General features: G+C 46.0%; 21 protein-coding genes and 5 pseudogenes. 21 read left to right on the top strand and 5 right to left on the bottom strand.

Translation table 11 applies throughout. The annotated features are described in order from the left end of the window. Positions 1-11 precede the first annotated feature (11 nt). The 6 genes from IPG31_05455 (at position 12) to IPG31_05430 (ending at position 7,338) form a co-directional block, all read left to right on the top strand. Positions 12-1,481: a transposase gene (locus IPG31_05455; protein ID MBK6617830.1), complete on the top strand. Its 1,470-nt coding sequence runs from the start codon at positions 12-14 to the stop codon at positions 1,479-1,481. Positions 1,482-1,628: 147 nt separating this feature from the next. Beyond that, positions 1,629-1,859 (top strand): hypothetical protein, encoded by a 231-nt coding sequence (locus tag IPG31_05450; GenBank protein MBK6617829.1) that lies wholly within the window; start codon positions 1,629-1,631, stop codon positions 1,857-1,859. Positions 1,860-2,108: 249 nt separating this feature from the next. Then, positions 2,109-2,690 (top strand): helix-turn-helix transcriptional regulator, encoded by a 582-nt coding sequence (locus IPG31_05445; GenBank protein MBK6617828.1) that lies wholly within the window; start codon positions 2,109-2,111, stop codon positions 2,688-2,690. Between the two features lie 178 nt (positions 2,691-2,868). After that, on the top strand, positions 2,869-5,265 hold the full coding sequence (locus tag IPG31_05440) for an MMPL family transporter (GenBank protein ID MBK6617827.1): 2,397 nt from the start codon (positions 2,869-2,871) through the stop codon (positions 5,263-5,265). Continuing rightward, the gene (locus IPG31_05435; protein ID MBK6617826.1) at positions 5,234-6,064 is read left to right on the top strand and encodes an outer membrane lipoprotein-sorting protein; all 831 of its coding nucleotides are present in this window, start codon (positions 5,234-5,236) and stop codon (positions 6,062-6,064) included. The genes IPG31_05440 and IPG31_05435 overlap by 32 nt, the downstream gene beginning before the upstream one ends. A 23-nt stretch (positions 6,065-6,087) precedes the next feature. After that, positions 6,088-7,338 carry a hypothetical protein gene (locus IPG31_05430; GenBank protein MBK6617825.1) on the top strand — a complete coding sequence of 417 codons (1,251 nt, stop codon included), beginning with the start codon at positions 6,088-6,090 and terminating at the stop codon, positions 7,336-7,338. Here IPG31_05430 and IPG31_05425 read toward each other — a convergent pair. After that, a pseudogene (locus IPG31_05425) lies at positions 7,300-7,873 on the bottom strand (IS6 family transposase). The gene IPG31_05430 and the pseudogene IPG31_05425 overlap by 39 nt on opposite strands. Before the next feature lie 120 nt (positions 7,874-7,993). After that, positions 7,994-8,308, bottom strand: a complete 315-nt coding sequence (locus tag IPG31_05420; GenBank protein MBK6617824.1) for a type II toxin-antitoxin system RelE/ParE family toxin — start codon at positions 8,306-8,308, stop codon at positions 7,994-7,996. Here IPG31_05420 and IPG31_05415 point away from each other — a divergent pair. The 14 genes and pseudogenes from IPG31_05415 to IPG31_05350 all read left to right on the top strand — a co-directional run bounded on the left by IPG31_05415 (position 8,271) and on the right by IPG31_05350 (position 19,686). Further along, positions 8,271-8,567 (top strand): annotated as a pseudogene (locus tag IPG31_05415) (hypothetical protein). The gene IPG31_05420 and the pseudogene IPG31_05415 sit on opposite strands and share 38 nt — an antisense overlap. A gap of 54 nt (positions 8,568-8,621) precedes the next feature. Next, positions 8,622-9,230, top strand: a complete 609-nt coding sequence (locus IPG31_05410; GenBank protein ID MBK6617823.1) for a glutathione S-transferase family protein — start codon at positions 8,622-8,624, stop codon at positions 9,228-9,230. Between the two features lie 147 nt (positions 9,231-9,377). Beyond that, positions 9,378-9,641: a hypothetical protein gene (locus IPG31_05405; protein MBK6617822.1), complete on the top strand. Its 264-nt coding sequence runs from the start codon at positions 9,378-9,380 to the stop codon at positions 9,639-9,641. Then, positions 9,638-10,830, top strand: a pseudogene (locus IPG31_05400) (NAD(P)/FAD-dependent oxidoreductase). Before IPG31_05405 ends, IPG31_05400 begins: the two are co-directional and overlap by 4 nt. Before the next feature lie 44 nt (positions 10,831-10,874). After that, a pseudogene (locus IPG31_05395) lies at positions 10,875-11,442 on the top strand (TetR/AcrR family transcriptional regulator). A 94-nt stretch (positions 11,443-11,536) separates the two neighbouring features. Continuing rightward, positions 11,537-12,526 (top strand): urea transporter, encoded by a 990-nt coding sequence (locus tag IPG31_05390; protein ID MBK6617821.1) that lies wholly within the window; start codon positions 11,537-11,539, stop codon positions 12,524-12,526. 23 nt (positions 12,527-12,549) lie between these two features. Continuing rightward, positions 12,550-13,182 (top strand): hypothetical protein, encoded by a 633-nt coding sequence (locus IPG31_05385; protein ID MBK6617820.1) that lies wholly within the window; start codon positions 12,550-12,552, stop codon positions 13,180-13,182. A gap of 222 nt (positions 13,183-13,404) precedes the next feature. Continuing rightward, positions 13,405-14,265: a cytochrome c gene (locus IPG31_05380; GenBank protein ID MBK6617819.1), complete on the top strand. Its 861-nt coding sequence runs from the start codon at positions 13,405-13,407 to the stop codon at positions 14,263-14,265. Positions 14,266-14,309: 44 nt separating this feature from the next. Continuing rightward, the gene (locus IPG31_05375; protein ID MBK6617818.1) at positions 14,310-14,468 is read left to right on the top strand and encodes a hypothetical protein; all 159 of its coding nucleotides are present in this window, start codon (positions 14,310-14,312) and stop codon (positions 14,466-14,468) included. Positions 14,469-14,990: 522 nt separating this feature from the next. Beyond that, entirely contained in the window at positions 14,991-16,460 is a 1,470-nt protein-coding gene (locus IPG31_05370) for a transposase (protein MBK6617817.1), read from the top strand. Positions 16,461-16,685: 225 nt separating this feature from the next. Continuing rightward, a pseudogene (locus IPG31_05365) lies at positions 16,686-17,096 on the top strand (fumarate hydratase). Positions 17,097-17,157: 61 nt separating this feature from the next. Beyond that, positions 17,158-18,273: a cytochrome c gene (locus tag IPG31_05360; GenBank protein MBK6617816.1), complete on the top strand. Its 1,116-nt coding sequence runs from the start codon at positions 17,158-17,160 to the stop codon at positions 18,271-18,273. Between the two features lie 267 nt (positions 18,274-18,540). Further along, complete coding sequence (locus IPG31_05355; protein ID MBK6617815.1) at positions 18,541-19,161, top strand: DUF4879 domain-containing protein; 621 nt, start codon at positions 18,541-18,543, stop codon at positions 19,159-19,161. 111 nt (positions 19,162-19,272) lie between these two features. Further along, entirely contained in the window at positions 19,273-19,686 is a 414-nt protein-coding gene (locus IPG31_05350; protein MBK6617814.1) for a hypothetical protein, read from the top strand. 225 nt (positions 19,687-19,911) lie between these two features. Here the strand turns inward: IPG31_05350 and IPG31_05345 are convergent, their stop codons facing one another. Beyond that, entirely contained in the window at positions 19,912-20,580 is a 669-nt protein-coding gene (locus tag IPG31_05345) for a DUF1566 domain-containing protein (protein ID MBK6617813.1), read from the bottom strand. A gap of 585 nt (positions 20,581-21,165) precedes the next feature. On the opposite strand from IPG31_05345, the gene IPG31_05340 reads away from it, so the two are divergent. After that, a complete protein-coding gene (locus IPG31_05340) occupies positions 21,166-21,483 on the top strand; it encodes a hypothetical protein (protein ID MBK6617812.1) in 318 nt (105 codons plus the stop codon). Positions 21,484-21,540: 57 nt separating this feature from the next. Here IPG31_05340 and IPG31_05335 read toward each other — a convergent pair whose 3' ends face one another. Both IPG31_05335 and IPG31_05330 read right to left on the bottom strand, forming a co-directional pair. Next, entirely contained in the window at positions 21,541-22,416 is an 876-nt protein-coding gene (locus IPG31_05335; GenBank protein ID MBK6617811.1) for a prephenate dehydrogenase/arogenate dehydrogenase family protein, read from the bottom strand. Further along, a complete protein-coding gene (locus IPG31_05330; GenBank protein ID MBK6617810.1) occupies positions 22,416-23,546 on the bottom strand; it encodes a histidinol-phosphate transaminase in 1,131 nt (376 codons plus the stop codon). The genes IPG31_05335 and IPG31_05330 overlap by 1 nt, the downstream gene beginning before the upstream one ends. Positions 23,547-23,565 lie beyond the last annotated feature (19 nt).

Genomic DNA, 23,565 nt, shown 5'->3' with positions numbered 1-23,565 from the left:
ACCAAAATAACCTGCGCCAATCAGCTCAACACGCTGTGGCTGGAAATCAGATCCACTATGAGCGACACCGACCGGAACAAACCATTCTGTACCAATTGGTACAAGAACATATCGAGACTTTCTTTGCGCAGGTTGAAATGGAAACCGGTTCAGGGTTACCGGACTTTGTTAAAGACGAATTTGATGCGTTTCTTGAGTGTGGTATTTTGGCGCATGGATTTTTGCGCCTGCGTTGTGCCGATTGTGCCCATGAGAAACTGGTGGCGTTTTCTTGCAAACGGCGAGGATTCTGTCCCTCATGCGGTGGACGGCGTATGGCGCAGACGGCCGCTCACCTGGTTGATCACATCATTCCCCGGGTACCGGTGCGCCAATGGGTGCTTTCACTGCCGATTCCACTGCGCTACCTGTTAGCCGCCCATCCACATCTGCTCACACCGGTATTACAAGTGATTCACCGTGCCATCTCAACTTTTCTAATCAAGCGGGCCGGATTGAAACGATCCGAAGCACAAACCGGCGCGATTACGCTGATTCAACGTTTCGGTTCCGCCGCTAATCTCAACATTCATCTACATTGCCTGGTGCTCGATGGTGTCTATCGCATCCAAAACGGCGAGCCGGAATTCCATCGTGTGAAGACACCAACGGCTGAGCAGCTGCACACGCTGCTTGGGCAGATCATCAAGCGCATTATGAAAGCATTAACTCGCCATGGCGCACTTATTGAGGAGGAGGGGATGACTTACCTGGCAGAAATAGAATCGGACGCGGCATTGGCGCCACTACAATCGGCGGCCTGCACCTACCGGATTGCGCTCGGTCGCCGGGCAGGACAAAAAATACTGACTTTGAAAACTGTGGCCACACAAAACCTGGAGCAGTCAGACCAGGAGTGCTGTGTCAATGCGCATGGTTTTAGCTTGCACGCCGGCGTGCGTTGCGCCATGAATCAGCGCAAGGAACTGGAGCACCTGTGCCGTTATATCACGCGACCGGCAATTGCCAATGAGCGACTGACACTCAACAGCAGCGGCGCGGTGGTGCTGACACTAAAGACGCCTTATCGGGATGGCACGACGCATATTGTCATGTCGCCGCTGGAATTCATGCAACGCCTGGCTGCATTGGTTCCCAGACCAAGGCTGAACCTTATTCGTTTCCATGGCGTGCTCGCACCGAATGCAAAGCTGCGCGCTGAGATTATTCCGGGCGAGAAGAAAAATAAAAGCAAACCAGCGGACGACAATGATGATGCGCTACATTCTCCAACTTCTGTACGCATCAGTTGGGCGCGCCTGTTGAAACGGGTGTTTGATATCGACATTGAACACTGCCCGCATTGTGGTGGAACCCTGAAAATCATTGCCGCTATTCTGGAGTCCAGCGTAATTACTAAAATTCTTGATCATCTTGGTTTGCCTACCCGGGCGCCGCCACGCTCACCCGCACAAATCTTTGATATTTTCGAGCCTGCCTGATCCCGTACTCGCTCCTATCAGTCTTCTTCATTGCCGGGCTGACCTTTACCCCTGGGCGTCTTTTGCCTGAAGCGCCAGAACACAGCAAAATCCTTGACGTTTTTGTGTCAACTAAACCGAAACGCAGTCATTTTTCGATAGATTATCATGGTGTTTGACAACCGTGCCAGCTTTCAGTACATTCAATCCTCATGGAAAAGGTGGTTTATTTTTCCTATGCTCCAAGATTTTCAGACCTTAAGAGAACTGGGATTTGATGAGGAGGAAATCATGGAAGTTATTGCCATGTCAGGGATGAGTGTTTTCTATAATCACTTGGCCAATGCAACAAAAATAAACATTGATGAAGGATTTACTAAGATGTTGTCAAGGAAATGAATTGATATATTACTTAAAATTATCAGGGTGCCCCATGGTTATGGATTGAGGATAATTTTAATCGGGTTTGCTTGGTTTTTAGCAAGCCTCAGTAATTAAGCTAAAACGGTGATGCATTAGAAGAATAAGTGCATGACAGCTACTTACTTTTATAGGTGTCTTTGATGAGCATCCTGGATTGAGTATTTTCATTCACACAAATTTATAGTAGCCTGTCTGACATAAGGAATGTTGTGATAGGGGTCCGTCTTGGCGAGAATACGTGAATTTGATGTTAATGAAACGCTGGACAAAGCGATGCATTTATTCTGGGAGAAGGGCTATGTCGAGACTTCAGTGCGCGACCTGGTTAAGCACACAGGTGTTGCCCATGCAGGTCTGTACTCTGCGTTTGGGGATAAAGAAGGACTCTTCAAGGCTACTGTTAGGAAATATTGTCTCAATATAGCAGATGAGATGTTCAGTGTTCTTGACCACAATAATGCTGGACGTGCTGAAATTGAACACGTTTTCGAAATCATCCTGCAAATGAATAAAGACGGGCGTCTACGTAATGGTTGTATGTTGGTCAATACGGCCATTGAGTTTTCAGGAACAGATGAGGAGCTCAAAAGCATGGTGTTGGGCAATTTTAATAAACTGACAAAAGCACTGAGTAAAGCGTTAACGCATGCTGTTGCAGTCGGAGAAGTCCGGAATGATCTTCCTGCCGAAAGGATAGCCATTTCGATGGCAACAACAATCCACGGTCTAGCCGCGTTGTCTCGAGCCGGAATATCATTTTCTATAATAGAACAAGCCATACTTGCTACGCTTGAACAGCTAGAATAAAAAAATTTTTTCACAATTAAGATCGATCGTTCTTATTTGGATGATATTTTTAATATACGTGTTGATATAGATAGATCCAGGATTTTAGTCAATGGGTATCTATTTAAAATAATTATTACTTGTACTTGCTACACAATTTTAAAAATAATTTTGACAAAAAAAGATCATATGATCTTAAATGGAGGTTGCAGTGACTGTCATTAGAAACGAAACCAAACAATTAAACAAAACTGATCGTTTTGCACTTCAATGGGCAGAATTCGTCATTAAAAATCGTCTGAAGACAATTTTTTTCGCAATTGTTGTCTTTTTAATTATGGCCGCTGGATTGATGCAGATTCAGGCTTCACATAATTATCGAGTCTTTTTTAGCGATAAAAACCCTGATCTGATTGCATTTGAGAAATTTGAAGAGACGTATACAAAAAACGACAATTTTCTTTTTGCTATTAAGCCTAATTCAGGAACGATTGATCAACCGTTTGTTGCCCAGGCTATTGAAGAATTAACCGCGCGCGCCTGGACGATTCCATTCGCAATACGGGTCGATTCAATCACGAACTTTCAGCATACTTATGCAATAGAGGATGATTTAATTGTAGAAGACTTAATTGAAGATGCATCAAATCTTTCACAGGCAGAAATAGCCAAGCGCGTTGACATCGCGCTTAAAGAACCATTACTTGCCGGCAGTCTTGTCGCACTTGATCGTGGTGCATCAGGCATCAATGTAACACTGCAATACCCGGGAGTAAGTGAAGGTGAGTTACCAGAAGCCATTAATTTCGCGCGTGCACTCGTAGCCGAATTCGAACAAGACTATCCCGACCTGAAGATTGCACTCACGGGTATATCGGCACTCAATGCTGCTTTTTTTCAAGCGACAATTAATGACGCAGAGACGCTCTATGGGCCAATGTTTTTAGTGCTGATTGTTATTACCTGGCTGGTCATACGAAGCTTCTCGGGTGTCGTTGCAACGGTACTCGTTATTACGTTTGCAACAATGGCCGCGATGGGTTTTGCGGGCTGGGCAGGTATTATCATTTCACCATTTTCGGGTAGCGCGCCGGTCGTTATTCTAACGCTCGCCATTGTGGACTCCATCCATATACTGATCACGATGGTACAGCGTATGCGTGTTGGCGATGACAAAATTGAGGCCATCAAAGAGAGCATTCGCGTCAATTTCCTGGCGGTTTCAATTACCAGTTTAACGACAATTATCGGTTTTCTTGCTCTCAACTTTTCCGATGCACCGCCCTTCAACGCGTTAGGAAATATTTCAGCAGTCGGTATTGCTGCCGCCTGGTTTTTTTCACTAACATTTCTGCCGGCATTGTTAGTACTTTTGCCATTTAATGTACAAACTTACGCAGATAAATCTCGAGGTCCGTTGCAAGAAGCAATTAACAAACTTGCCGAGTTCGTTATTGCAAGAGCACGGGCCACACTGGTTTTCGTGAGTATTCTTTTTATTGGACTGGCTTGTGCTATACCAACAATTAACCTGAATGATCAATGGGTTGAATACTTTGACGATAGAGTAGAATTTCGTGGTGACGCGAAGTTTGCTATGAAGCACCTGACAGGGCTTTATATTCTGGAATACTCCGTGCCTGCAGGAGGACCTGGCGCCATCAGTGAGCCTAAATATCTGCAAGACCTTGATGACTTTGCAATCTGGCTGCGGGAATATTCAAAAGTACGCCATGTTTACTCGTATACGGACGTTATCAAGCGGTTGAGCAAGAACATGCATGCCGATGATCCGGCTTTTTATAAAATTCCAGAAGAGCGCGAACTCGCTGCACAATACCTGCTGCTTTATGAATTGTCATTACCCTACGGACTGGATCTCAATGACCGCATAGACATTGACAAATCATCGACCCGAGTTTCGGTCACGCTCGATGAAATTACCACAGGAGAGACGCGACAATTCCTGAAAGAGGTCGAGGCCTGGTGGGACGACCGCTCACCCGGGAATGAAGTCTATGGCACTGGCGCAACCTATCTTTTCTCCTTTATCTCCGAGCGCAATATTCAGGACATGATTGGTGGCAACATTGTCGCTGTCATTTTGATTTCAATCATTATGATGATCGCACTGAGAAGCTTCAGTTTCGGACTTCTCAGCTTGATTCCAAATATTGCGCCACTTATTATGACGTTCGGCGTATGGGCGCTGTTAGTGGGTGAAGTGGGTATGGCTGCAGCGACAGTATCCGCTACTTCTCTTGGCATTATTGTCGACAACACGGTTCATATCCTTACGAAATACCAGCGTGCTCGTGAAGAGCTAATGCTCTCCATTGAGGACGCAATTCGTTACACCTTTGATACTGTCGGGGCTGCGGTTGTGGCCAATGCGCTGATTCTGGCGTTTGGCTTTAGTGTGCTCATGTTCTCATCATTCAAGATTACGGGTGATATGGGAACGTTGACTGCACTGGCCATTATTATCGCTTTGATTGTAGATCTGTTGTTGTTACCAGCGCTTTTAATGTTACGCGCTAAACCTAAAACAAAAGGAGTTCATTATGTTAGCACTGAAAGCACGCAAACAATTTAATCCCTATAAATATGTGATTTTCGCCGGTGTTCTTGTGCTGGCAAGCTTCGCTCATTTGCCTGTTTCTGCAGAAGATCTTGATCAAAAAGGATATGATGTTGCTGCGCGCAATGACCGCTCAGATCGAGGTTTCAATAACAGTCGAGTAGAGCTTGAAATGGTGCTGAAAAATGCCTCAGGTGCAGAATCTCGACGTGTACTTGAACAATCAACCCTGGAACTACCTGATGAATCTGTCGGTGATAAAAATCTTATTGTTTTTTTCTCACCAGCAGACATTGAAGGTACGGCGTTACTTTCGTACGCCCAAATATTGGATCCGGACGATCAATGGCTCTATTTGCCAGAACTCAAACGCGTGAAGCGCATCTCATCAAAAAACAAATCCGGACCATTTGTCGGCTCAGAATTTGCTTTTGAAGATATTACCGGCCAGGAGCTTGAAAAATATGAATATACCTGGTTGCGTGAAGAAGCGTGTGGAGAGCTGACCTGTGATGTTGTCGAACGTCGCCCACTTTATAAAGACTCTGGCTATACACGACAAATTGGTTGGGTTGATCAGACCGATTATCAAGTGCGCAAGCTTGAATATTACGATCGCAAAGGCAGCCTACTAAAAACTCAACTGTTTGAGGATTACAAGCTTTATGATGATAAATACTGGCGAGCACATGTATGGCGCATGGAAAATCATCAAACAGGTAAAAGCACGGATCTTTTTTTCAAGGACTATGAATTTGATCTGGGCTTAAGCGACAGAGACTTTGTTGCAGGAGCGCTATCGCGTCAGCGTTAGAAAGCGCGGACTTTGCAAGTGCCATGGAAAAATTAAGAAGACTTCATTTATCAACAAGCTTCATAATTAAGGCACTTGCTGTTTTATTTCTTTTCGAATTATCTGTTGTGTCGGCGCAATCATTTGACATGAGCGGTCAGATGGCTTTAGAGATGCGTGGGTTTCCTGACAAATCATTATTGCCCGGCCAGGTTGAAGGTGTGCAGTTCTCAAGCTTTTTGGAACCAGAGTTTCGTTGGCGTAGTGCTGACCGCGATTCATTGTTAAAATTTACGCCCTTCGTTCGCGTAGATGCAGTAGACGATAAACGCACTCATTTTGATATCCGCGAAGCAAACTGGCGAAAAATTGCGGGCGACTGGGAATTTCTTGCCGGTGCCACACGTGTATTCTGGGGTGTTACAGAATCTCGCCATCTGGTTAATGTAATCAATCAAATTGATGCTGTTGAGGACATCGATGAAGAAACTTTTCTTGGTCAGCCTATGGTGAAGATAGGCCGTCAGTCAGATGTCGGTCGATTTGAACTCTTTTTAATGACAGGATTTCGTGAACGAACGTTTGCGGGGCGTGATGGCCGACTTAGAACACCGCTTCCTGTTAAAACGGGAAACGCAGTATATGAAAACAGCGCTGAACAGTGGCATCCCGATGTCGCCTTGCGTTATTCACATTTTTTTGGCGATTTTGATCTCGGGTTACATGTCTTTCGCGGCATCAATCGCGAACCTTCCCTTGTTCTATCGTCTGACAACCAAAGCTTTACACCACACTACGCTTTAATTACCCAGGCAGGTATTGATCTTCAATTGACTCGCGATGCCTGGCTTTGGAAGTTTGAAGGGATCGTCCGTGAAGGACAGGGTGATACATTTGCTGCTGCAGTTGCCGGATTGGAGTATACCTTCTTCCAAGTTGCCGAAAGTGATATCGATCTTGGCCTCATTGTGGAAGGACTATATGACGGTCGGGATAAACTGAGTTTTGGTGACATTCGGAGTAAACAGATTTTTCCTACAATTTATGATAAAGATATTTTTCTAGGCACGCGCCTCGCTTTTAATGATGTTCAAGATTCATCCGTTCTCGCTGGCTTTGTAACTGATGTTGTAGATGGACCGGCAACTTTGCGTGTTGAAGCTGAACGACGGCTCGGTCAACACATAAAAATCGAGCTTATCGGCCAGGCATTCTTTGAAGATGCTCCTAAAAATCCCGTGTCTTTCTTCAGACAGGACAGTTTTGTTACCTTGAGGGTTTCTAGATTCTTTTAATTCATATAGAGGCTCAATATCAACGATATTGTTGAGGTATTTCACCTGCCGGTGTAGCGTATATTTTGGGCATTTTTCTTCTATCTTCAGTTCCTCAATGGCGGAACCAAAAGCGGGTGCTTTGTCTGTATTGATTGTCTTTGGATGTGCCCATGGTTTTATGGACTTGAGTGCTTTGCTGAGAAAACGCTTGGCCACTTTAGCACTGCGAGTAGACGACAAATAAAAATCAATAGTTTTTCCGCGCTTATCAACAGCCCGGTATAAGTAAGCCCATTTTCCTTTAACTTTTACATAAGTCACATCTACTCGCCAGCTGCGAGCAATCCCCGCCTTATAGTGCCATCGCAAGCGCCTCTCAATTTCTGGCGCATCATGCTGAACCCAGCGGTAAAGCGTGGTGTGATCTACTTCAAATCCGTGCTCCAACATCATCTCTTCCAATTCACGGCAACTGATTCCATATTTGCAGTACCATCTAACGCAACCAAGAATCACACCACTTATGGTAATGCCGCCATTTGAAATCCGACATTGCGATATATCCTTAAAAATTCAATAATGCACCAGCTCGTTTATTTTGCAACAGAGCAGTTTTGGGCTTATAGTCCCATCAAACAGATCTGTCGTTTGTTTAAACGTACCCCTATACCTGCTACTCACCTAAAAGATGACGCTGTGGCTCCATTGACTGATGTAGTATGTCGATAATATTGATTTCATTGTTTGAAACTATTTCATAATAGATAGTATGAGAACCTACAAAGCAACTATAGCAATTCCAGTTACTAGAAATGTCCTCTCTTAACTTACCAAGTTTATTTGGATTTTCAGAGATAAGCTGCATTTTCTCATGCAATTTTTTCAGATAAATTCCGGTTTGAATTTTGCCAAACGTATCTAAAGTATATTCTTCAATGCCTTCGCAGGCATACTTGTTCGGATTTGATTGGGGCTTGCACGCATTAATTTATATCCTAGCCGCATTTATTATGCCTTTTATCTATGGCTCATGGCGTTTTGTCGGTTTTCATTTTTTGGTCGGTCCGCTGATTTCAGATATTTTGACCAATGATCCAAATGAATTCTCAGCCGTCTGGTGTTTATTCTCAATTGCATTATGTGTGTCGGTTATCAAGACGCCGATTAGGAAGCATTTGCATGTTAAGAATTGGCCTTTTTATAAACGCTCACCCGATGAGAAGCCGGAACGAACAAATACCTATTAAGTTGAAAAACGGCGCTACAATGATGAATCGTGCATTTTTTACTGGAGTGAAGATATGATTACTTTGTATGGCATCGAATGGTCACGAGCAAACTATGTGCTATTTACCCTGGAAGAGCTTGGCCTTGAATTTCAGCATATCAAAACACATCCTTTTGAAGAAGGAAAGAATTCGCCAGAATATTTGGCGCTAAATCCTATGGCACAGGTTCCTACCCTGGTCGATGGGGATCTTGTTTTGACTGAATCAATGGCGATAAATTTCTATCTGGTTAGGAAATATGGCGCTGAAAAACTCTGGTTCAACCGCCTTGAAGACGAAGCGCAGATTTTTAAATGGACATTTTTTGCGGTAGCGCAGATGGAAACACATTGCGTCAATATTATTTTCCAGAAAAAATTAGTTGCAGAAAAAGATAGAGATTTTGATTTGATTAAAAGTGCTGAAAGAAGTTTGATGAAGCCGTTGGGGGTGTTGGATAATTATCTGGGCGGTAAAGATTTCTTGGTTGCGAATAAATTTTGTGTTGCAGACATCAATGTGGCGGGTATTTTATCTTATGCGCGAAATGGAGAGTATGACTTTTCGCCATATAATAATGTCACTCGATATCTGAACAATATCTTGTCGAGACCAGCGCGTAAAAGGGCAGAAGCCGCTTAGTTTATCCTTCAAGCGGCAACTAAATAAAAGGTGTTGAATTTACATTGCACTTGAGATCGTACAATTTTAATAATCAACACCTTTTGTTATGCAATCAGTTGCTTGGACTAGAAGCCAAGGCCCAAGTATCCGCCAGCGGTTAAGCAGTTGAGCGTTTCAGGCCGGGTAAACTTTCGTTCTGCCTTTGGTCTTGAAACCGGCAATCCCGGGTTTGAGAACATCGGGATAACAGTGGATATCCGAACAGATTCTTCCCCAGAAGATGTGAAAGAGATTCTAACCAAACTACTAAAAACTGCGCCCATTCCAGATACGATAATCCGCCCGGTACCACTTGATATTGAGATCATCTGCAAGGAGAACGAACGCAACAGTGAGTTCTCACACTCGCAAGAAGGGGAACAAAGATGAGCGGAGTGCATGATGTCGCGGTAATTGGGGCTGGTCCAGCGGGATTATCGGCAGCATATGAATTAAAAAGACTTGGACTCAATCCGTTAGTGCTGGAGAAAACCGCTGCGGTTGGAGATGTCTGGCGTAATCATTATGACGGTCTGCGTCTGAATTCGGGGCGCGCCTTATCGCGGCTTCCCGGGAGTCCGATTCCTCGCTCGGCCGGTAGCTGGCCTTCACGTGACGAGGTTGTGCGTATTCTCGAAACATTTCCTGAACGAGGAGGCTTCACGGTTAAAACCGGGATCAATATTGAGAAAGTCGAATATGATCGCCTACGCGATACCTGGTCTATCACTAGCCATGATGGTAAAAAATTTGAGTCACTAGCAGTGGTCGTTGCGACAGGAGGAGCACATACCCCCGTTATCCCGGAATGGGTAGGAGCGGAAACCTTTCCGGTGAAATCATCCATTCCTCAAAATTCAAGCATGCCAAGACCTATGCGGGAAAGAATGTATTGGTTGTCGGTAGTGGTAATTCAGCCGCCGAAATTGCAAGTCGCCTCGCCGAGCACGCGAAATCGGTCACCCTCTCTGTCAGAACGCCGCCCCACATCCTTCCCAAAAGCATCTTTGGCATTCCACTGGTAGGGATTGGCCTTGCAACGCGATATCTGCCAGCCGCATGGGTTGATGGCCTTCTGTATGTTTTACGGCGACTGTTCATAGGTAATTTGACGCAATACGGCCTCCCCTTTCCTGTCACTCGGGTGTCGCAGCAGTTCGCCAGAACCCAGGTTGTACCGATTCTCTATTATCCCTTTGTGGACGATATCCGAGCGGGGCGTATTCGGGTAGTTGGCCCGATCAGAAAAATTGAAGGGCAGACTGTACATGCACTCAATTCCGTCGAAGCGAAACCTAGCGATCAGCAAAATGAAATAGCCCTAAACGTAGATGTGATCGTTGCTGGAACAGGTTTTCGGACTGGTCTTACGAAATTGATCCAGATTCCCGGTATTACCAGCCCGGATGATCGGCCGGTGGTCCTAGGGGAACAGGAATTTTCGGATGCACCTCGCCTGTACTTTATCGGGCACGTCAATCCCCTGAGTGGGCAGTTACGCGAAATCCGTCTGGAAGCGGGAAAAATCGCACGAAAAATCAAAAAACAGTTGGCAGAGAACCGCCCTCGACTACCCTAACTCACTTTGATCATCACTAATCACGGAGAAAGAGATTGACAAGGATAGTCGAACACCGCAAATCACCGAGTGAAAAATTGCTGCTGGCCGCGCGCTACCTGTTCTGTCGAGTGGGGATAAACGCAACTGGTATTTCCCGGATCCTTAAAGAAGCAGGTGTCGCTCGCGGTAGCCTTTATAAGCACTACGGCTCGAAAAAATCTACTGAAGACAGTATTAGATACGGAGGCGGACATGTGGTATCGATGGTTCGACCGGGATTTGTCGGATCTAGAATGCTCCGCCAAAGAGCGCATCATGCTCCTGTTCGACCTGATAGAGAAATGGTTCGAAAAAGAAGACTACTTCGGATGCGTCTTTATCAACGCGGTCGCGGAGCACGAGAAGGAGGGTGGCTGGGTAAAAGATGTGGCTGTTGCGCACCGGGAAAAAATAAATGACCGACTCCGGGCAATAGTTACGGAAAGCGGGGCAAGGGATCCGGATATGATCACCGAGAAATTAAGCTTGATCATCGATGGGGCAATCGTGACCGCCATGGTCACCGGAAGCAGCGAGGCAGCACATATCGCACGCCTTGCCGCCGAGGATATTCTTCGAGGTATGGAATGATTACTCTCTCTGTCTCGAGAGTGGGCCGTACTGCCCGCCATGGCTGCTACCTTTTATATACGAATTTCTGCCCTAATTGGGAGGAGGGCTGATCATGGCATGGTTCATAAAAATTGAGAGTGCATTACCACAGCCTCTTCGGGTAATCCTCATGGGGGTCGGGCAGGTCATTTTTTGCGGCAATGCAGTCTCGGGTTTTATTTTTCTGGTGGCATTTTGTGCGTATGACGTGATGACCGGCCTGGCTGCGATTGTGGGAGCCATTAGCAGTACTGCGGCGGCCTCTGTCTTTAAAAGCGCAAAAAGCGACATAAGCGCAGGGTTGTACGGCTTCAACGGAACACTTACAGGAGTGGGTTTATGGACGTTTCTTGCTCATGCCCCTCAACTTTGGCTATACATCATTCTGGCGGCTATGCTCTCCAGTGTAGTGTTTGCAATGATAAGGAAGATTCCATTCGGGATTCCTCCAGCTGCGGCTCCATTCGTTCTGACTAGTTGGATATTCATACTGGCTGCACCTACATTCGACCCAACTCTTGATCCAGGACACGATCTGCGAACAGCAGATCCCGGCCTATCAATCCCCGATTCATCGCAGAGCATTGTAAGTGAAGGAGTGCCGCCAGGTATGTGGCCGACTCTGCTAATAAAGGGTGTAAGCCAAATATTCCTTGTTGATAGCTTCGCGACGGGCATCTTGATCCTGATTGGAGTCGTGGTCATATCGTTGCGCAGCACGCTGCTGCTTGGAGGAGGAGCTTTATGCGGAAGCCTGGTTGCGGCCTTACTCGGCGCCGATCACCATGCCATTGGAATCGGATTGTATGGGTTCAATGCTGGGCTGGCCGCCATCGCAGTGGGGCAAGTTTTCCTAAAGCCAGATGCAAAAAGCGCGTTCCTGGCGATATTGGCAAGCATGCTGACACCAGCGCTTCAAATTGGACTTTCTCAGATTCTTGTTCCAGTCGGTCTGCCAGTTCTAGCGGCTCCCTTTTTATCTGTTTTATGGGCCATTTTGTTCGTCACGGGTCGATGGAAGCGATACCAGTCACGGTTTAAAAAATCAACTGAATCTGCCTAACCTCATATTTATAGGAGAGAAACATGAATATCATTTGGGAAAATTTACCTAAGAATGCACAACGTTTTCTGATTCTGATCGGATCTCTTTCGATTATTGCCGTAGTTGGCTTGCAGTTTCATGTAGGTTCGCAGGGGGATACTTCGGCCACCTATCCGAAGGGTTTTCGAGGCGGCACGTGCACAATCGAATCCGAACACCTGTTGGTTGGCTACTCGGGTTATTTCATTTCCACAGATTATGCAATTCCCAGTGACGCAATGAGTGCGATGCCCGTTCCTGTTCTATGCGGAAAAATACCCAGTCCGGGGACGCTGGCTGTTACGATTGATCTTCTTTATCCTGAATCTGCGCGCGAATGGCCGCTGACCATGACGCTTGCAAAAATAGAAGATAATAAACCGACAAAAACACTATTGACAATTCCTCCGGAGATCCACGAATCCGGCATCATTACGCAGGTATTAAACATCAACGAAACCGGAGAATACGGGCTTTACCTTTCTGGAAAAAATACGGATCAAGTCGAATTTGTTGTAGAGATTCCAATCACAGTTGGAACACAATGGCATGAAACCATTGTTGAATTTTGGCCCATGCTCCTACTGATTGTGTCGGTACCTGTTCTCTACAATATTAGAAAAATTTTTAGTTGATGCCTTAATTTCAATTACCTGGATCAATGACAGCATTAATCACACACTATAGATCAGCGCGACAGACACATTCAGCACCGAATATACGGTGCTGAACAATAGCGAAATAAGCGATTGAGTCCTGTTTTATACTTTATCAATTCCATTCTGCGGAGAGTCATCTATGGCGGGCTATGTTGACGAAGTCGTCATTCCTTATGACCGTGATCCAGACCCCACTTATTGATCCAGCCAAATTGGGATAAACCGGACGTACAGGAAAAATTCTGGTTTGGTGTTGCGTTACTCGCTGTTGCACTGATAGTTTTTGGCGTGAGTATCAAAGAAAACTGGCGCCGCCGGACCCGTATTCTTGTCCCGAGCGGATTAGTGGTGACTGCACTGGTGATTGCTCTGCCACCATTTGCCATCGAAGCTTATCCCACAACTTATCAAAAACCACTGATTCCACTTGACACGATATCGATTTCTAACGGTTCACAACTATTTGCTGAGCATTGTGCCAGTTGCCATGGACCTCAGGGCAAAGGTAATGGTATACGCGCAGGCACGTTGACCAGTCTGCCAGCCGACTTGTTAACTGAGCCTCATACCGCGAAACATACGGTAGGAAATTTTTTTCACTGGATATCTCACGGAATTCCTGGAACTGATATGCCAGGGTATGCTGCGCTCCTTTCTGAAGAAGCTCGCTGGGATATTGTCAATTATCTTCACGCATTATCGAGGGGTTTCGACGCACGATTATTGGGAAGCATGATTCTTCCTGAAAAACCTGCTGTCGCAGCACCCGTTTTTTCCTATAGTACACATGCTGGCTCAGTAAAAAGTATCAAAGATTTTCGTTTTCAAAAAAATGTGCTGCTGGTTTTGTTTTCATGGCCCCATTCCCAGCAGCGTCTCAATCAACTGGTCGCAGCCTATCAGGAAATTGGAATGACGCTGAATACCGAAATACTGGTCGTTCCAATGAATGAATCCGATGCTCAACAATTCATCCATGCATCAGCAGCCATTCCTTTTTCATTACTGACTGATGGCTGGCAGGAAATCAAAACACTTACCTGCTATATCGCAGGGTGAGAACGGTTCCCGATCTTTTAGGGCAAGGAATCATCCCTGGGCATATGGAATTTTTGATTGATCGTTTCGGCTATATGCGTGCCAGATGGGTCGGTCAGTTTGAAGGATTTGGCTGGTCAAATATAAGTGCGTTGACTCTGCAGATATCCATGCTCAATCAGGAAGACGAAATCATGCCGCCACCCGGAGATCATGCACACTGACAAGCGTATCCAATCTTTAACTATCCGGTTGATTCTACGACATCGCTTGGGACATGCTTAATATTGGAGCCATTTTCGGCGGGTATTGCGTGCTTGCAGGAAAAACTGTTCTATTGATTCGCTGTCGGAGTGGCGCAACAGGTCTTGTAAATTTTCCAACCGTCGATAAAAACGGCTATCTCCGTTATCCCGGTCGGGGCCACGGGCGCGTTCTGCAGAAAATTTGTACGGCCACCCCGAGGTAATTGCCCCTTTAATAAGCAGGAACCTTAAGACGCTGCATGCCGGTCAGAGTGTGGCGTTGAAATACCGCTGCGATGGAGAAGTGGCTGATATCAGTGTCGTTTTAACTGACCGTTAGTGTTTTAGGTCTTGTCCAGGATTGGTGTGCGCATGGCACAGTTTAGATTTTCACGGAGTTCAAGAAACGCATTAAGCTGACCGATACATTGAGAATGAAAACAATCGTTCTCAATGATCATGCCAACGGCCATTCCCCACGCTCAGTCCCACCAAAATAACCTGCGCCAATCAGCTCAACACGCTGTGGCTGGAAATCAGATCCACTATGAGCGACACCGACCGGAACAAACCATTCTGTACCAATTGGTACAAGAACATATCGAGACTTTCTTTGCGCAGGTTGAAATGGAAACCGGTTCAGGGTTACCGGACTTTGTTAAAGACGAATTTGATGCGTTTCTTGAGTGTGGTATTTTGGCGCATGGATTTTTGCGCCTGCGTTGTGCCGATTGTGCCCATGAGAAACTGGTGGCGTTTTCTTGCAAACGGCGAGGATTCTGTCCCTCATGCGGTGGACGGCGTATGGCGCAGACGGCCGCTCACCTGGTTGATCACATCATTCCCCGGGTACCGGTGCGCCAATGGGTGCTTTCACTGCCGATTCCACTGCGCTACCTGTTAGCCGCCCATCCACATCTGCTCACACCGGTATTACAAGTGATTCACCGTGCCATCTCAACTTTTCTAATCAAGCGGGCCGGATTGAAACGATCCGAAGCACAAACCGGCGCGATTACGCTGATTCAACGTTTCGGTTCCGCCGCTAATCTCAACATTCATCTACATTGCCTGGTGCTCGATGGTGTCTATCGCATCCAAAACGGCGAGCCGGAATTCCATCGTGTGAAGACACCAACGGCTGAGCAGCTGCACACGCTGCTTGGGCAGATCATCAAGCGCATTATGAAAGCATTAACTCGCCATGGCGCACTTATTGAGGAGGAGGGGATGACTTACCTGGCAGAAATAGAATCGGACGCGGCATTGGCGCCACTACAATCGGCGGCCTGCACCTACCGGATTGCGCTCGGTCGCCGGGCAGGACAAAAAATACTGACTTTGAAAACTGTGGCCACACAAAACCTGGAGCAGTCAGACCAGGAGTGCTGTGTCAATGCGCATGGTTTTAGCTTGCACGCCGGCGTGCGTTGCGCCATGAATCAGCGCAAGGAACTGGAGCACCTGTGCCGTTATATCACGCGACCGGCAATTGCCAATGAGCGACTGACACTCAACAGCAGCGGCGCGGTGGTGCTGACACTAAAGACGCCTTATCGGGATGGCACGACGCATATTGTCATGTCGCCGCTGGAATTCATGCAACGCCTGGCTGCATTGGTTCCCAGACCAAGGCTGAACCTTATTCGTTTCCATGGCGTGCTCGCACCGAATGCAAAGCTGCGCGCTGAGATTATTCCGGGCGAGAAGAAAAATAAAAGCAAACCAGCGGACGACAATGATGATGCGCTACATTCTCCAACTTCTGTACGCATCAGTTGGGCGCGCCTGTTGAAACGGGTGTTTGATATCGACATTGAACACTGCCCGCATTGTGGTGGAACCCTGAAAATCATTGCCGCTATTCTGGAGTCCAGCGTAATTACTAAAATTCTTGATCATCTTGGTTTGCCTACCCGGGCGCCGCCACGCTCACCCGCACAAATCTTTGATATTTTCGAGCCTGCCTGATCCCGTACTCGCTCCTATCAGTCTTCTTCATTGCCGGGCTGACCTTTACCCCTGGGCGTCTTTTGCCTGAAGCGCCAGAACACAGCAAAATCCTTGACGTTTTTGTGTCAACTAAACCGAAACGCAGTCATTTTTCGATAGATTATCATGGTGTTTGACAACCGTGCCAGCTTTCAGTACATTCAATCCTCATGGAAAAGGTGGTTTATTTTTCCTATGCTCACCCACCCGGACAACGTGCTGCGTGCGTCTGTGCTGGCCGATCCGGACGGCAAGCGTGCCAACACCAAAGACAACACCCCGGCCATCATCCACATGAAACTGGTTCCGGGTAACACCGTCGACGTGCACGTCGCAGCCAAAGGTGGCGGTTCTGAAGCCAAATCCAAGTTCGCCATGCTGAACCCGTCTGACTCTGTGGTGGATTGGGTGCTGGAACAGGTACCGAAAATGGGCGCTGGCTGGTGTCCGCCGGGCATGCTCGGCATTGGTATCGGCGGCACGGCCGAAAAAGCCATGCTGCTGGCCAAAGAGGCCCTGCTGGAACCGATCGACATTCACGAACTGCAGGCCCGTGGCCCGCAGAACCGTGCTGAAGAGCTGCGCTTAGAGCTGTTTGAAAAAGTAAACAAGCTGAGTTGAGTCCTGTTTTATACTTTATCAATTCCATTCTGCGGAGAGTCATCTATGGCGGGCTATGTTGACGAAGTCGTCATTCCTTATGACCGTGATCCAGACCCCGTACTTATTGATCCAGCCAAATTGGGATAAACCGGACGTACAGGAAAAATTCTGGTTTGGTGTTGCGTTACTCGCTGTTGCACTGATAGTTTTTGGCGTGAGTATCAAAGAAAACTGGCGCCGCCGGACCCGTATTCTTGTCCCGAGCGGATTAGTGGTGACTGCACTGGTGATTGCTCTGCCACCATTTGCCATCGAAGCTTATCCCACAACTTATCAAAAACCACTGATTCCACTTGACACGATATCGATTTCTAACGGTTCACAACTATTTGCTGAGCATTGTGCCAGTTGCCATGGACCTCAGGGCAAAGGTAATGGTATACGCGCAGGCACGTTGACCAGTCTGCCAGCCGACTTGTTAACTGAGCCTCATACCGCGAAACATACGGTAGGAAATTTTTTTCACTGGATATCTCACGGAATTCCTGGAACTGATATGCCAGGGTATGCTGCGCTCCTTTCTGAAGAAGCTCGCTGGGATATTGTCAATTATCTTCACGCATTATCGAGGGGTTTCGACGCACGATTATTGGGAAGCATGATTCTTCCTGAAAAACCTGCTGTCGCAGCACCCGTTTTTTCCTATAGTACACATGCTGGCTCAGTAAAAAGTATCAAAGATTTTCGTTTTCAAAAAAATGTGCTGCTGGTTTTGTTTTCATGGCCCCATTCCCAGCAGCGTCTCAATCAACTGGTCGCAGCCTATCAGGAAATTGGAATGACGCTGAATACCGAAATACTGGTCGTTCCAATGAATGAATCCGATGCTCAACAATTCATCCATGCATCAGCAGCCATTCCTTTTTCATTACTGACTGATGGCTGGCAGGAAATCAAAAACACTTACCTGCTATATCGCAGGGTAAGAACGGTTCCCGATCTTTTAGGGCAAGGAATCATCCCTGGGCATATGGAATTTTTGATTGATCGTTTTGGCTATATGCGTGCCAGATGGGTCGGTCAGTTTGAAGGATTTGGCTGGTCAAATATAAGTGCGTTGACTCTGCAGATATCCATGCTCAATCAGGAAGACGAAATCATGCCGCCACCCGGAGATCATGCACACTGACAAGCGCATCCAATCCTCATGGAAAAGGTGGTTTATTTTTCCTATGCTCCGGGTTCTTTAACTTCATGATTTTATGATTTTCTCAGATCATTGAATTTCCTTAACCCTTTCTGGCTTAAATTTATAAGCAATTAAAACAGTATATTAAAAAGTGTGAAACTATAATATAGACCATAAAACAATGTCTTTTTATAAAGTGTAGATTGATAACCTAAAATATAATCTTTAGCGCAACAACATTTTTAATTCAATTTAAGGGGAGTTGTTATGTCAAAGATTTTTACCCGAGTGACGCCTAGAAGCTCGTTGTCAATTTTCATTACCTTTATTATGCTATTTGTCTTCAATATTGGTGCCGCAAATTCTTCTGAAACAGAATTAGATCAACAACCAATAATTAAAACAGATGCTTTCAAAGATATTGATCTATCTCATTTAGAAGCATTGCTCGAAGAATCTAAAAAGGCAGATGCGAGAAAGAAGAAAAACGGCGATGAAACACTAATCAGCTCAGCATCGGTTGCCCAAGGAATATCTTATTTTCAAATTTATGCGGTTGGATCTAGTAACATTGGGTGGGAGTACCCTCAATCCTGGCAAACGAGTACGACCTATGACTATGGGGGAAGTCTGCTAAGAGTTGCCATTTTTCAAATTGGATACGGAAATCCTAACCCGGCCACATTAAATGGATTGTCGCGGACACCTTATTATATAGAAAAATATTGTTCTGGCGGCGGTTGGCACATTTGTAATGTAGGAGAGACTATCGAAGCATGGATGTATTATTTTGCATTTGATGGACAACAACAAGGATATTTTACTAGTTCCTCAAATTCAACAGCTTCTCCTTTTGGGTATTGGAGCGATTCCATTTCTATTCAATAATATAGGAATTGAACCGTAAAATATCTATCGTATTATAAATATCTAACATCATCATCAGATCGATTGGTGGTAATGTTTTAGATTATTATTAATGGCACAAAAGGAAAACACATGAGTATTTCAAGTATAGGGCAAAATGCTTTCATTTTGAACGTTCAAAATGAAAGGAATCTAAATTTAGAATCTAAACCTGCTAGTGAAATAACCGACACTACTGATAATGCGAAATCTCAACCAAGGCAAATTGATTTTAGGAATATATCACTTAATGAAGTTAACGAATTAATTAAATCTGGTGTTGAAGGGTTACTTGAAGTGGCTCCATTTGTTTCTCCAGATATTATCGAAAAACATGGCTCAGGATATGCGGCCAATATTAAGGTGGATTTTCTTGCTCAAATAGAATCCAGCATTACATTTGGCAAAAGTATTGGTGAAGATACGAGTTTTGCAGAAAAAGTATTAGCAGATATTTTAAAAATTAATGGCTCTGATTTTCCCTCTAAAATAGATACCGTAGCCTAATCGCCGAGTGCTGGCGTTTTTCCTTCATAACTTTCCAATTACGGTGACAGTTTGTCAAATATGCTAACTCTGCCATGCTGGCAGTGTTGCATAATCGGTATGGTATATTTAGTAAACTGTCACCGTAATTACACCGTAATTACAATGCCTGGCACCGGCCTTTCGGGTTTGCTGCAGGTGCGCATGCCGGTTCAAAAGAATCGAAACGCGCGTATGATCAAAGCATCAACGTCGGCGCTGACGACGTCCGAAGCCCAGCAAACCTAATAGTCCCAAGCCCATCAGTGCAATGGTTCCTGGCTCCGGCACTGACGACGCGCCGACATCGCCTGAGTGAACGGCCCACGCGAACAAATTGAGGTCCTTGACGTCCGCGAACTGGATGCCGAAATTGAAGTTGAAGAGCCACGCGTTGACCGGAACCGGCGCAAACTCCGTACCGGACCAGTAGCTGAGGGACTGGACGTTACTGAATACGCCCGGAGCATTTGCCGTGATACCCTCCTCATTGAACAGATGACCCATCTCACTGCCTGTACAACCAGAACCAAAACCTTGCGGTATAGCATCACCACTTTGGTTGCCACAACTGGGATCTGGTTGCTGCGTGGTCGGCAAACGCCAACCCGTTACGCCACCCACATTAAGGCTGGCCGCCCAGGCGTTGGCATTGCCCCAGGTCATGCGACCATCGGAAGAACTAACACCGTCATCAAAGGTGCTGCCTGCGCCAGCGTTCGCATCCGCCAACCAGGTAATGTCCAAATCGGTATCGTATACGGCCAATCCGCCTAAACGGCTGATCAATGCCGCATTCGCGGTCGATACGAGTCCGAATAAAAACATGCCGGCGCATAACGCCTTGCTTAATGACGCAATAGGTTTCTTGTTCAAGATATTCCTCCTGTTTTTCGATATTTATACTTTAAGAGGCTTTCACAAAAACAAATTCCTTGGCAATTAACAAAAACAGCACAGTAAGTTAACCATTAATAATGCCAGGAAAGGTTTTTGAAAAGGCTCTATTATCAATAAGCAATTATCATGCCAAAAATAATCGTTTGTTGATAATAGATAAAATAATTATTTATAATCATATAAATGCAATGCAATGCAATGCAATGCAATGCAATGCAATGCAATGTTTGGATAACTCCAGTTCCAGAAAAAGTGTGTAAAATATTTCGACAAATTTAAGGAGCGGATCTTCTTTTTGAAGCACTACAAGCAGGGAAGTGAATTGTTCGCGACTGCCGAACAATCATCAGGTTGTTTATAAATTGTTGATATTAATGTTAATGACTTTAAATAAATCAATTTCAACAGGACATCTGTAGTGTAAAAAAAACCGACACAAGCAAGCTTGAATTGTGATTCCGGTATTTCAATTACGGTGACAGTTTACTAAATATGCTAATTATGTCATGCTAGTAGCATAGCATATTTAGTAAACTGTCACCGTGATTGCGTAATTGCGCAATGAATGAATCCGATGCTCAACAATTCATCCATGCATCAGCAGCCATTCCTTTTTCATTACTGACTGATGGCTGGCAGGAAATCAAAAACACTTACCTGCTATATCGCAGGGTGAGAACGGTTCCCGATCTTTTAGGGCAAGGAATCATCCCTGGGCATATGGAATTTTTGATTGATCGTTTTGGCTATATGCGTGCCAGATGGGTCGGTCAGTTTGAAGGATTTGGCTGGTCAAATATAAGTGCGTTGACTCTGCAGATATCCATGCTCAATCAGGAAGACGAAATCATGCCGCCACCCGGAGATCATGCACACTGACAAGCGCATCCAATCTTTAACTATCCGGTTGATTCTACGACATCGCTTGGGACATGCTTAATATTGGAGCCATTTTTGGTGGATGTTGCGCGCTTGCAGAAAAAACCGTTCTATTGATTCGCTGTCGGAGTGGCGCAACAGGTCTTGTAAATTTTCCAACTGGAATTGATAAGTTTCGATTTGCTCAATCAGCGCCTCACGGTTATCAATGCAGATATCACGCCACATCTCAGGTGAGCTGCCTGCGATGCGGGTCATGTCTTTGAGACTGGTGCCTGCCAGTTGTAGGTTCGCCATAGTTTGATCTCCACCAACCGTGCTGATATGGTTCATAAGCGTGAATGCCAGCAGGTGTGGCAAATGGCTGATTGAGGCCAGTACTTGATCATGCTGTGCAGAGGTCATGCAGGAGACAACTGTACCGCATTGTTGCCAGAGAAACGTAACCTGATCGATGGCAGCTGTGTTGTTTTCTGGCAACGGCGTCAATATAACGGGCTTATTTCGAAATAGAGCGGGGTCTGCCGCATCGGCGCCACTGAATTCTGTACCGGCAATCGGGTGAGCAGGAATAAAAAGATGCCGGTGATTGCCGAGATACTCATACACAGTATTGACGACATGTTGTTTGGTACTGCCGACATCGGACAAGACGGTATGTTCTTCCAGATGAGGTGCAATCTGTTGAAAAATGTTGGGATTTTGTCCAACTGGAGTCGCCAGTAGCACAAAATCCGCACCTGATAAAGCCTTGGCATAATCATCAGTGTATTCATCGATGATGCCCAGCTCGATAGCGCGTTGCAGATTTTGGTGACTGCGTCCGATTCCGGTGATGTGTGAAACCTGTCCCGCCTGGCGCAGCGCAAGTGCAAATGAACCGCCAATCAGTCCGACACCAATTACCACCAGTTTGCCAAGACATTGGGTCATTAAGAGATTTGGTCAGGCAACTTTTTCAGAGATTGTTCCAGTGAAACCAGGAATTTGTGATTTTCTGCTTCAAGGCCAATTGTGACCCGCAAATGATGATTCATGCCGTAATTATTCAAAGGCCGCACAATTACCCCCTGACGCAACAGATATTTGTAAACTTTCAAAGCATTGATCGATTCACCATCGATATGGATGCTGACAAAATTAGCATAGGACGGAATAAACTCAACTCCCAGTTGCCGTAATCCATTGGTCATTTGCAGCATACCGTTCCGATTGGTGGTGTACGCCTGTTTGACAAACTCGACATCCTGGAGAGCCGCCAATGCACCAGCCTGACCGATACTGTTGACATTGAAGGGTTGACGGATACGATTCATCAGGTTAGCAATATCTGGGTGCGCCAGTGCAAAACCGACACGCACACTTGCCAGGCCATATGCCTTGGAAAAAGTCCGGGTAATCACCAGATTGGGAAAGTCCTTCAACCAGGCGATGCTGTGCGCCTGGTGGGCCTCCGACAGATATTCATCATAAGCTTCATCAAGAATGACCAGGATATCCGGTGAGATACGTTCCATAAAGCGTAGTAGATCACGCCCTTCACATAGCGTGCCGGTCGGATTATTGGGGTTGGCGATAAAGACGATACGCGTATCCGCCGTGGTTGCATCGAGCATAGCTGCCAGGTCATGGCCAAAATTACGTGCGGGCACCGAGATTCCGGTAGCACCTACTGCTTGCGCCAGTAATGGGTAAATGGCAAATGCGTATTGAGAATAGATTGCTGAGGCCCCGGGGCGTAAGAAAATGCGGGCAGCTAGCTCCAGAACATCATTAGAGCCATTGCCAAGCACGATCTGCTCAGTGGATACACCAAAATATTCGGAGAGCACAGCCTTCAATTCAAAACCACTGCCATCGGGATAACGGGAAGCTTCGCTGAGTGCCTGGATCATGGCCTTCTTGGCCATTGGGCTGGTACCCAGCGGGTTTTCGTTGGATGCAAGCTTGATGACTTCATCTTTATTGAGATCAAGCTCACGCACCAGTTCAGATATCGGTTTGCCGGGGCGGTAGGGTTGAATTGCCCGAATATATTCGGGTGCGAGGTCACGTAGCTTCATGGTGTTGGGAACTTACTCA

It is taken from the genome of Nitrosomonas sp. (assembly GCA_016703745.1).
GTDB lineage: Bacteria > Pseudomonadota > Gammaproteobacteria > Burkholderiales > Nitrosomonadaceae > Nitrosomonas.
Note: the sequence above shows the minus strand (reverse complement) of the source record. Positions and strands in the feature narration are given on the sequence as shown.

Coding starts and splice junctions, on each gene's coding strand:
- IPG31_05355 (MBK6617815.1), top strand. CDS start 18,541: ATGTCAAAGATTTTTACCCGAGTGACGCCTAGAAGCTCGTTGTCAATT.
- IPG31_05390 (MBK6617821.1), top strand. CDS start 11,537: ATGGCATGGTTCATAAAAATTGAGAGTGCATTACCACAGCCTCTTCGG.
- IPG31_05450 (MBK6617829.1), top strand. CDS start 1,629: ATGGTGTTTGACAACCGTGCCAGCTTTCAGTACATTCAATCCTCATGG.
- IPG31_05430 (MBK6617825.1), top strand. CDS start 6,088: ATGGAAAAATTAAGAAGACTTCATTTATCAACAAGCTTCATAATTAAG.
- IPG31_05440 (MBK6617827.1), top strand. CDS start 2,869: ATGGAGGTTGCAGTGACTGTCATTAGAAACGAAACCAAACAATTAAAC.
- IPG31_05340 (MBK6617812.1), top strand. CDS start 21,166: ATGAATGAATCCGATGCTCAACAATTCATCCATGCATCAGCAGCCATT.
- IPG31_05385 (MBK6617820.1), top strand. CDS start 12,550: ATGAATATCATTTGGGAAAATTTACCTAAGAATGCACAACGTTTTCTG.
- IPG31_05360 (MBK6617816.1), top strand. CDS start 17,158: ATGTTGACGAAGTCGTCATTCCTTATGACCGTGATCCAGACCCCGTAC.
- IPG31_05375 (MBK6617818.1), top strand. CDS start 14,310: ATGGAATTTTTGATTGATCGTTTCGGCTATATGCGTGCCAGATGGGTC.
- IPG31_05410 (MBK6617823.1), top strand. CDS start 8,622: ATGATTACTTTGTATGGCATCGAATGGTCACGAGCAAACTATGTGCTA.
- IPG31_05335 (MBK6617811.1), bottom strand. CDS start 22,416: ATGACCCAATGTCTTGGCAAACTGGTGGTAATTGGTGTCGGACTGATT.
- IPG31_05435 (MBK6617826.1), top strand. CDS start 5,234: ATGTTAGCACTGAAAGCACGCAAACAATTTAATCCCTATAAATATGTG.
- IPG31_05330 (MBK6617810.1), bottom strand. CDS start 23,546: ATGAAGCTACGTGACCTCGCACCCGAATATATTCGGGCAATTCAACCC.
- IPG31_05350 (MBK6617814.1), top strand. CDS start 19,273: ATGAGTATTTCAAGTATAGGGCAAAATGCTTTCATTTTGAACGTTCAA.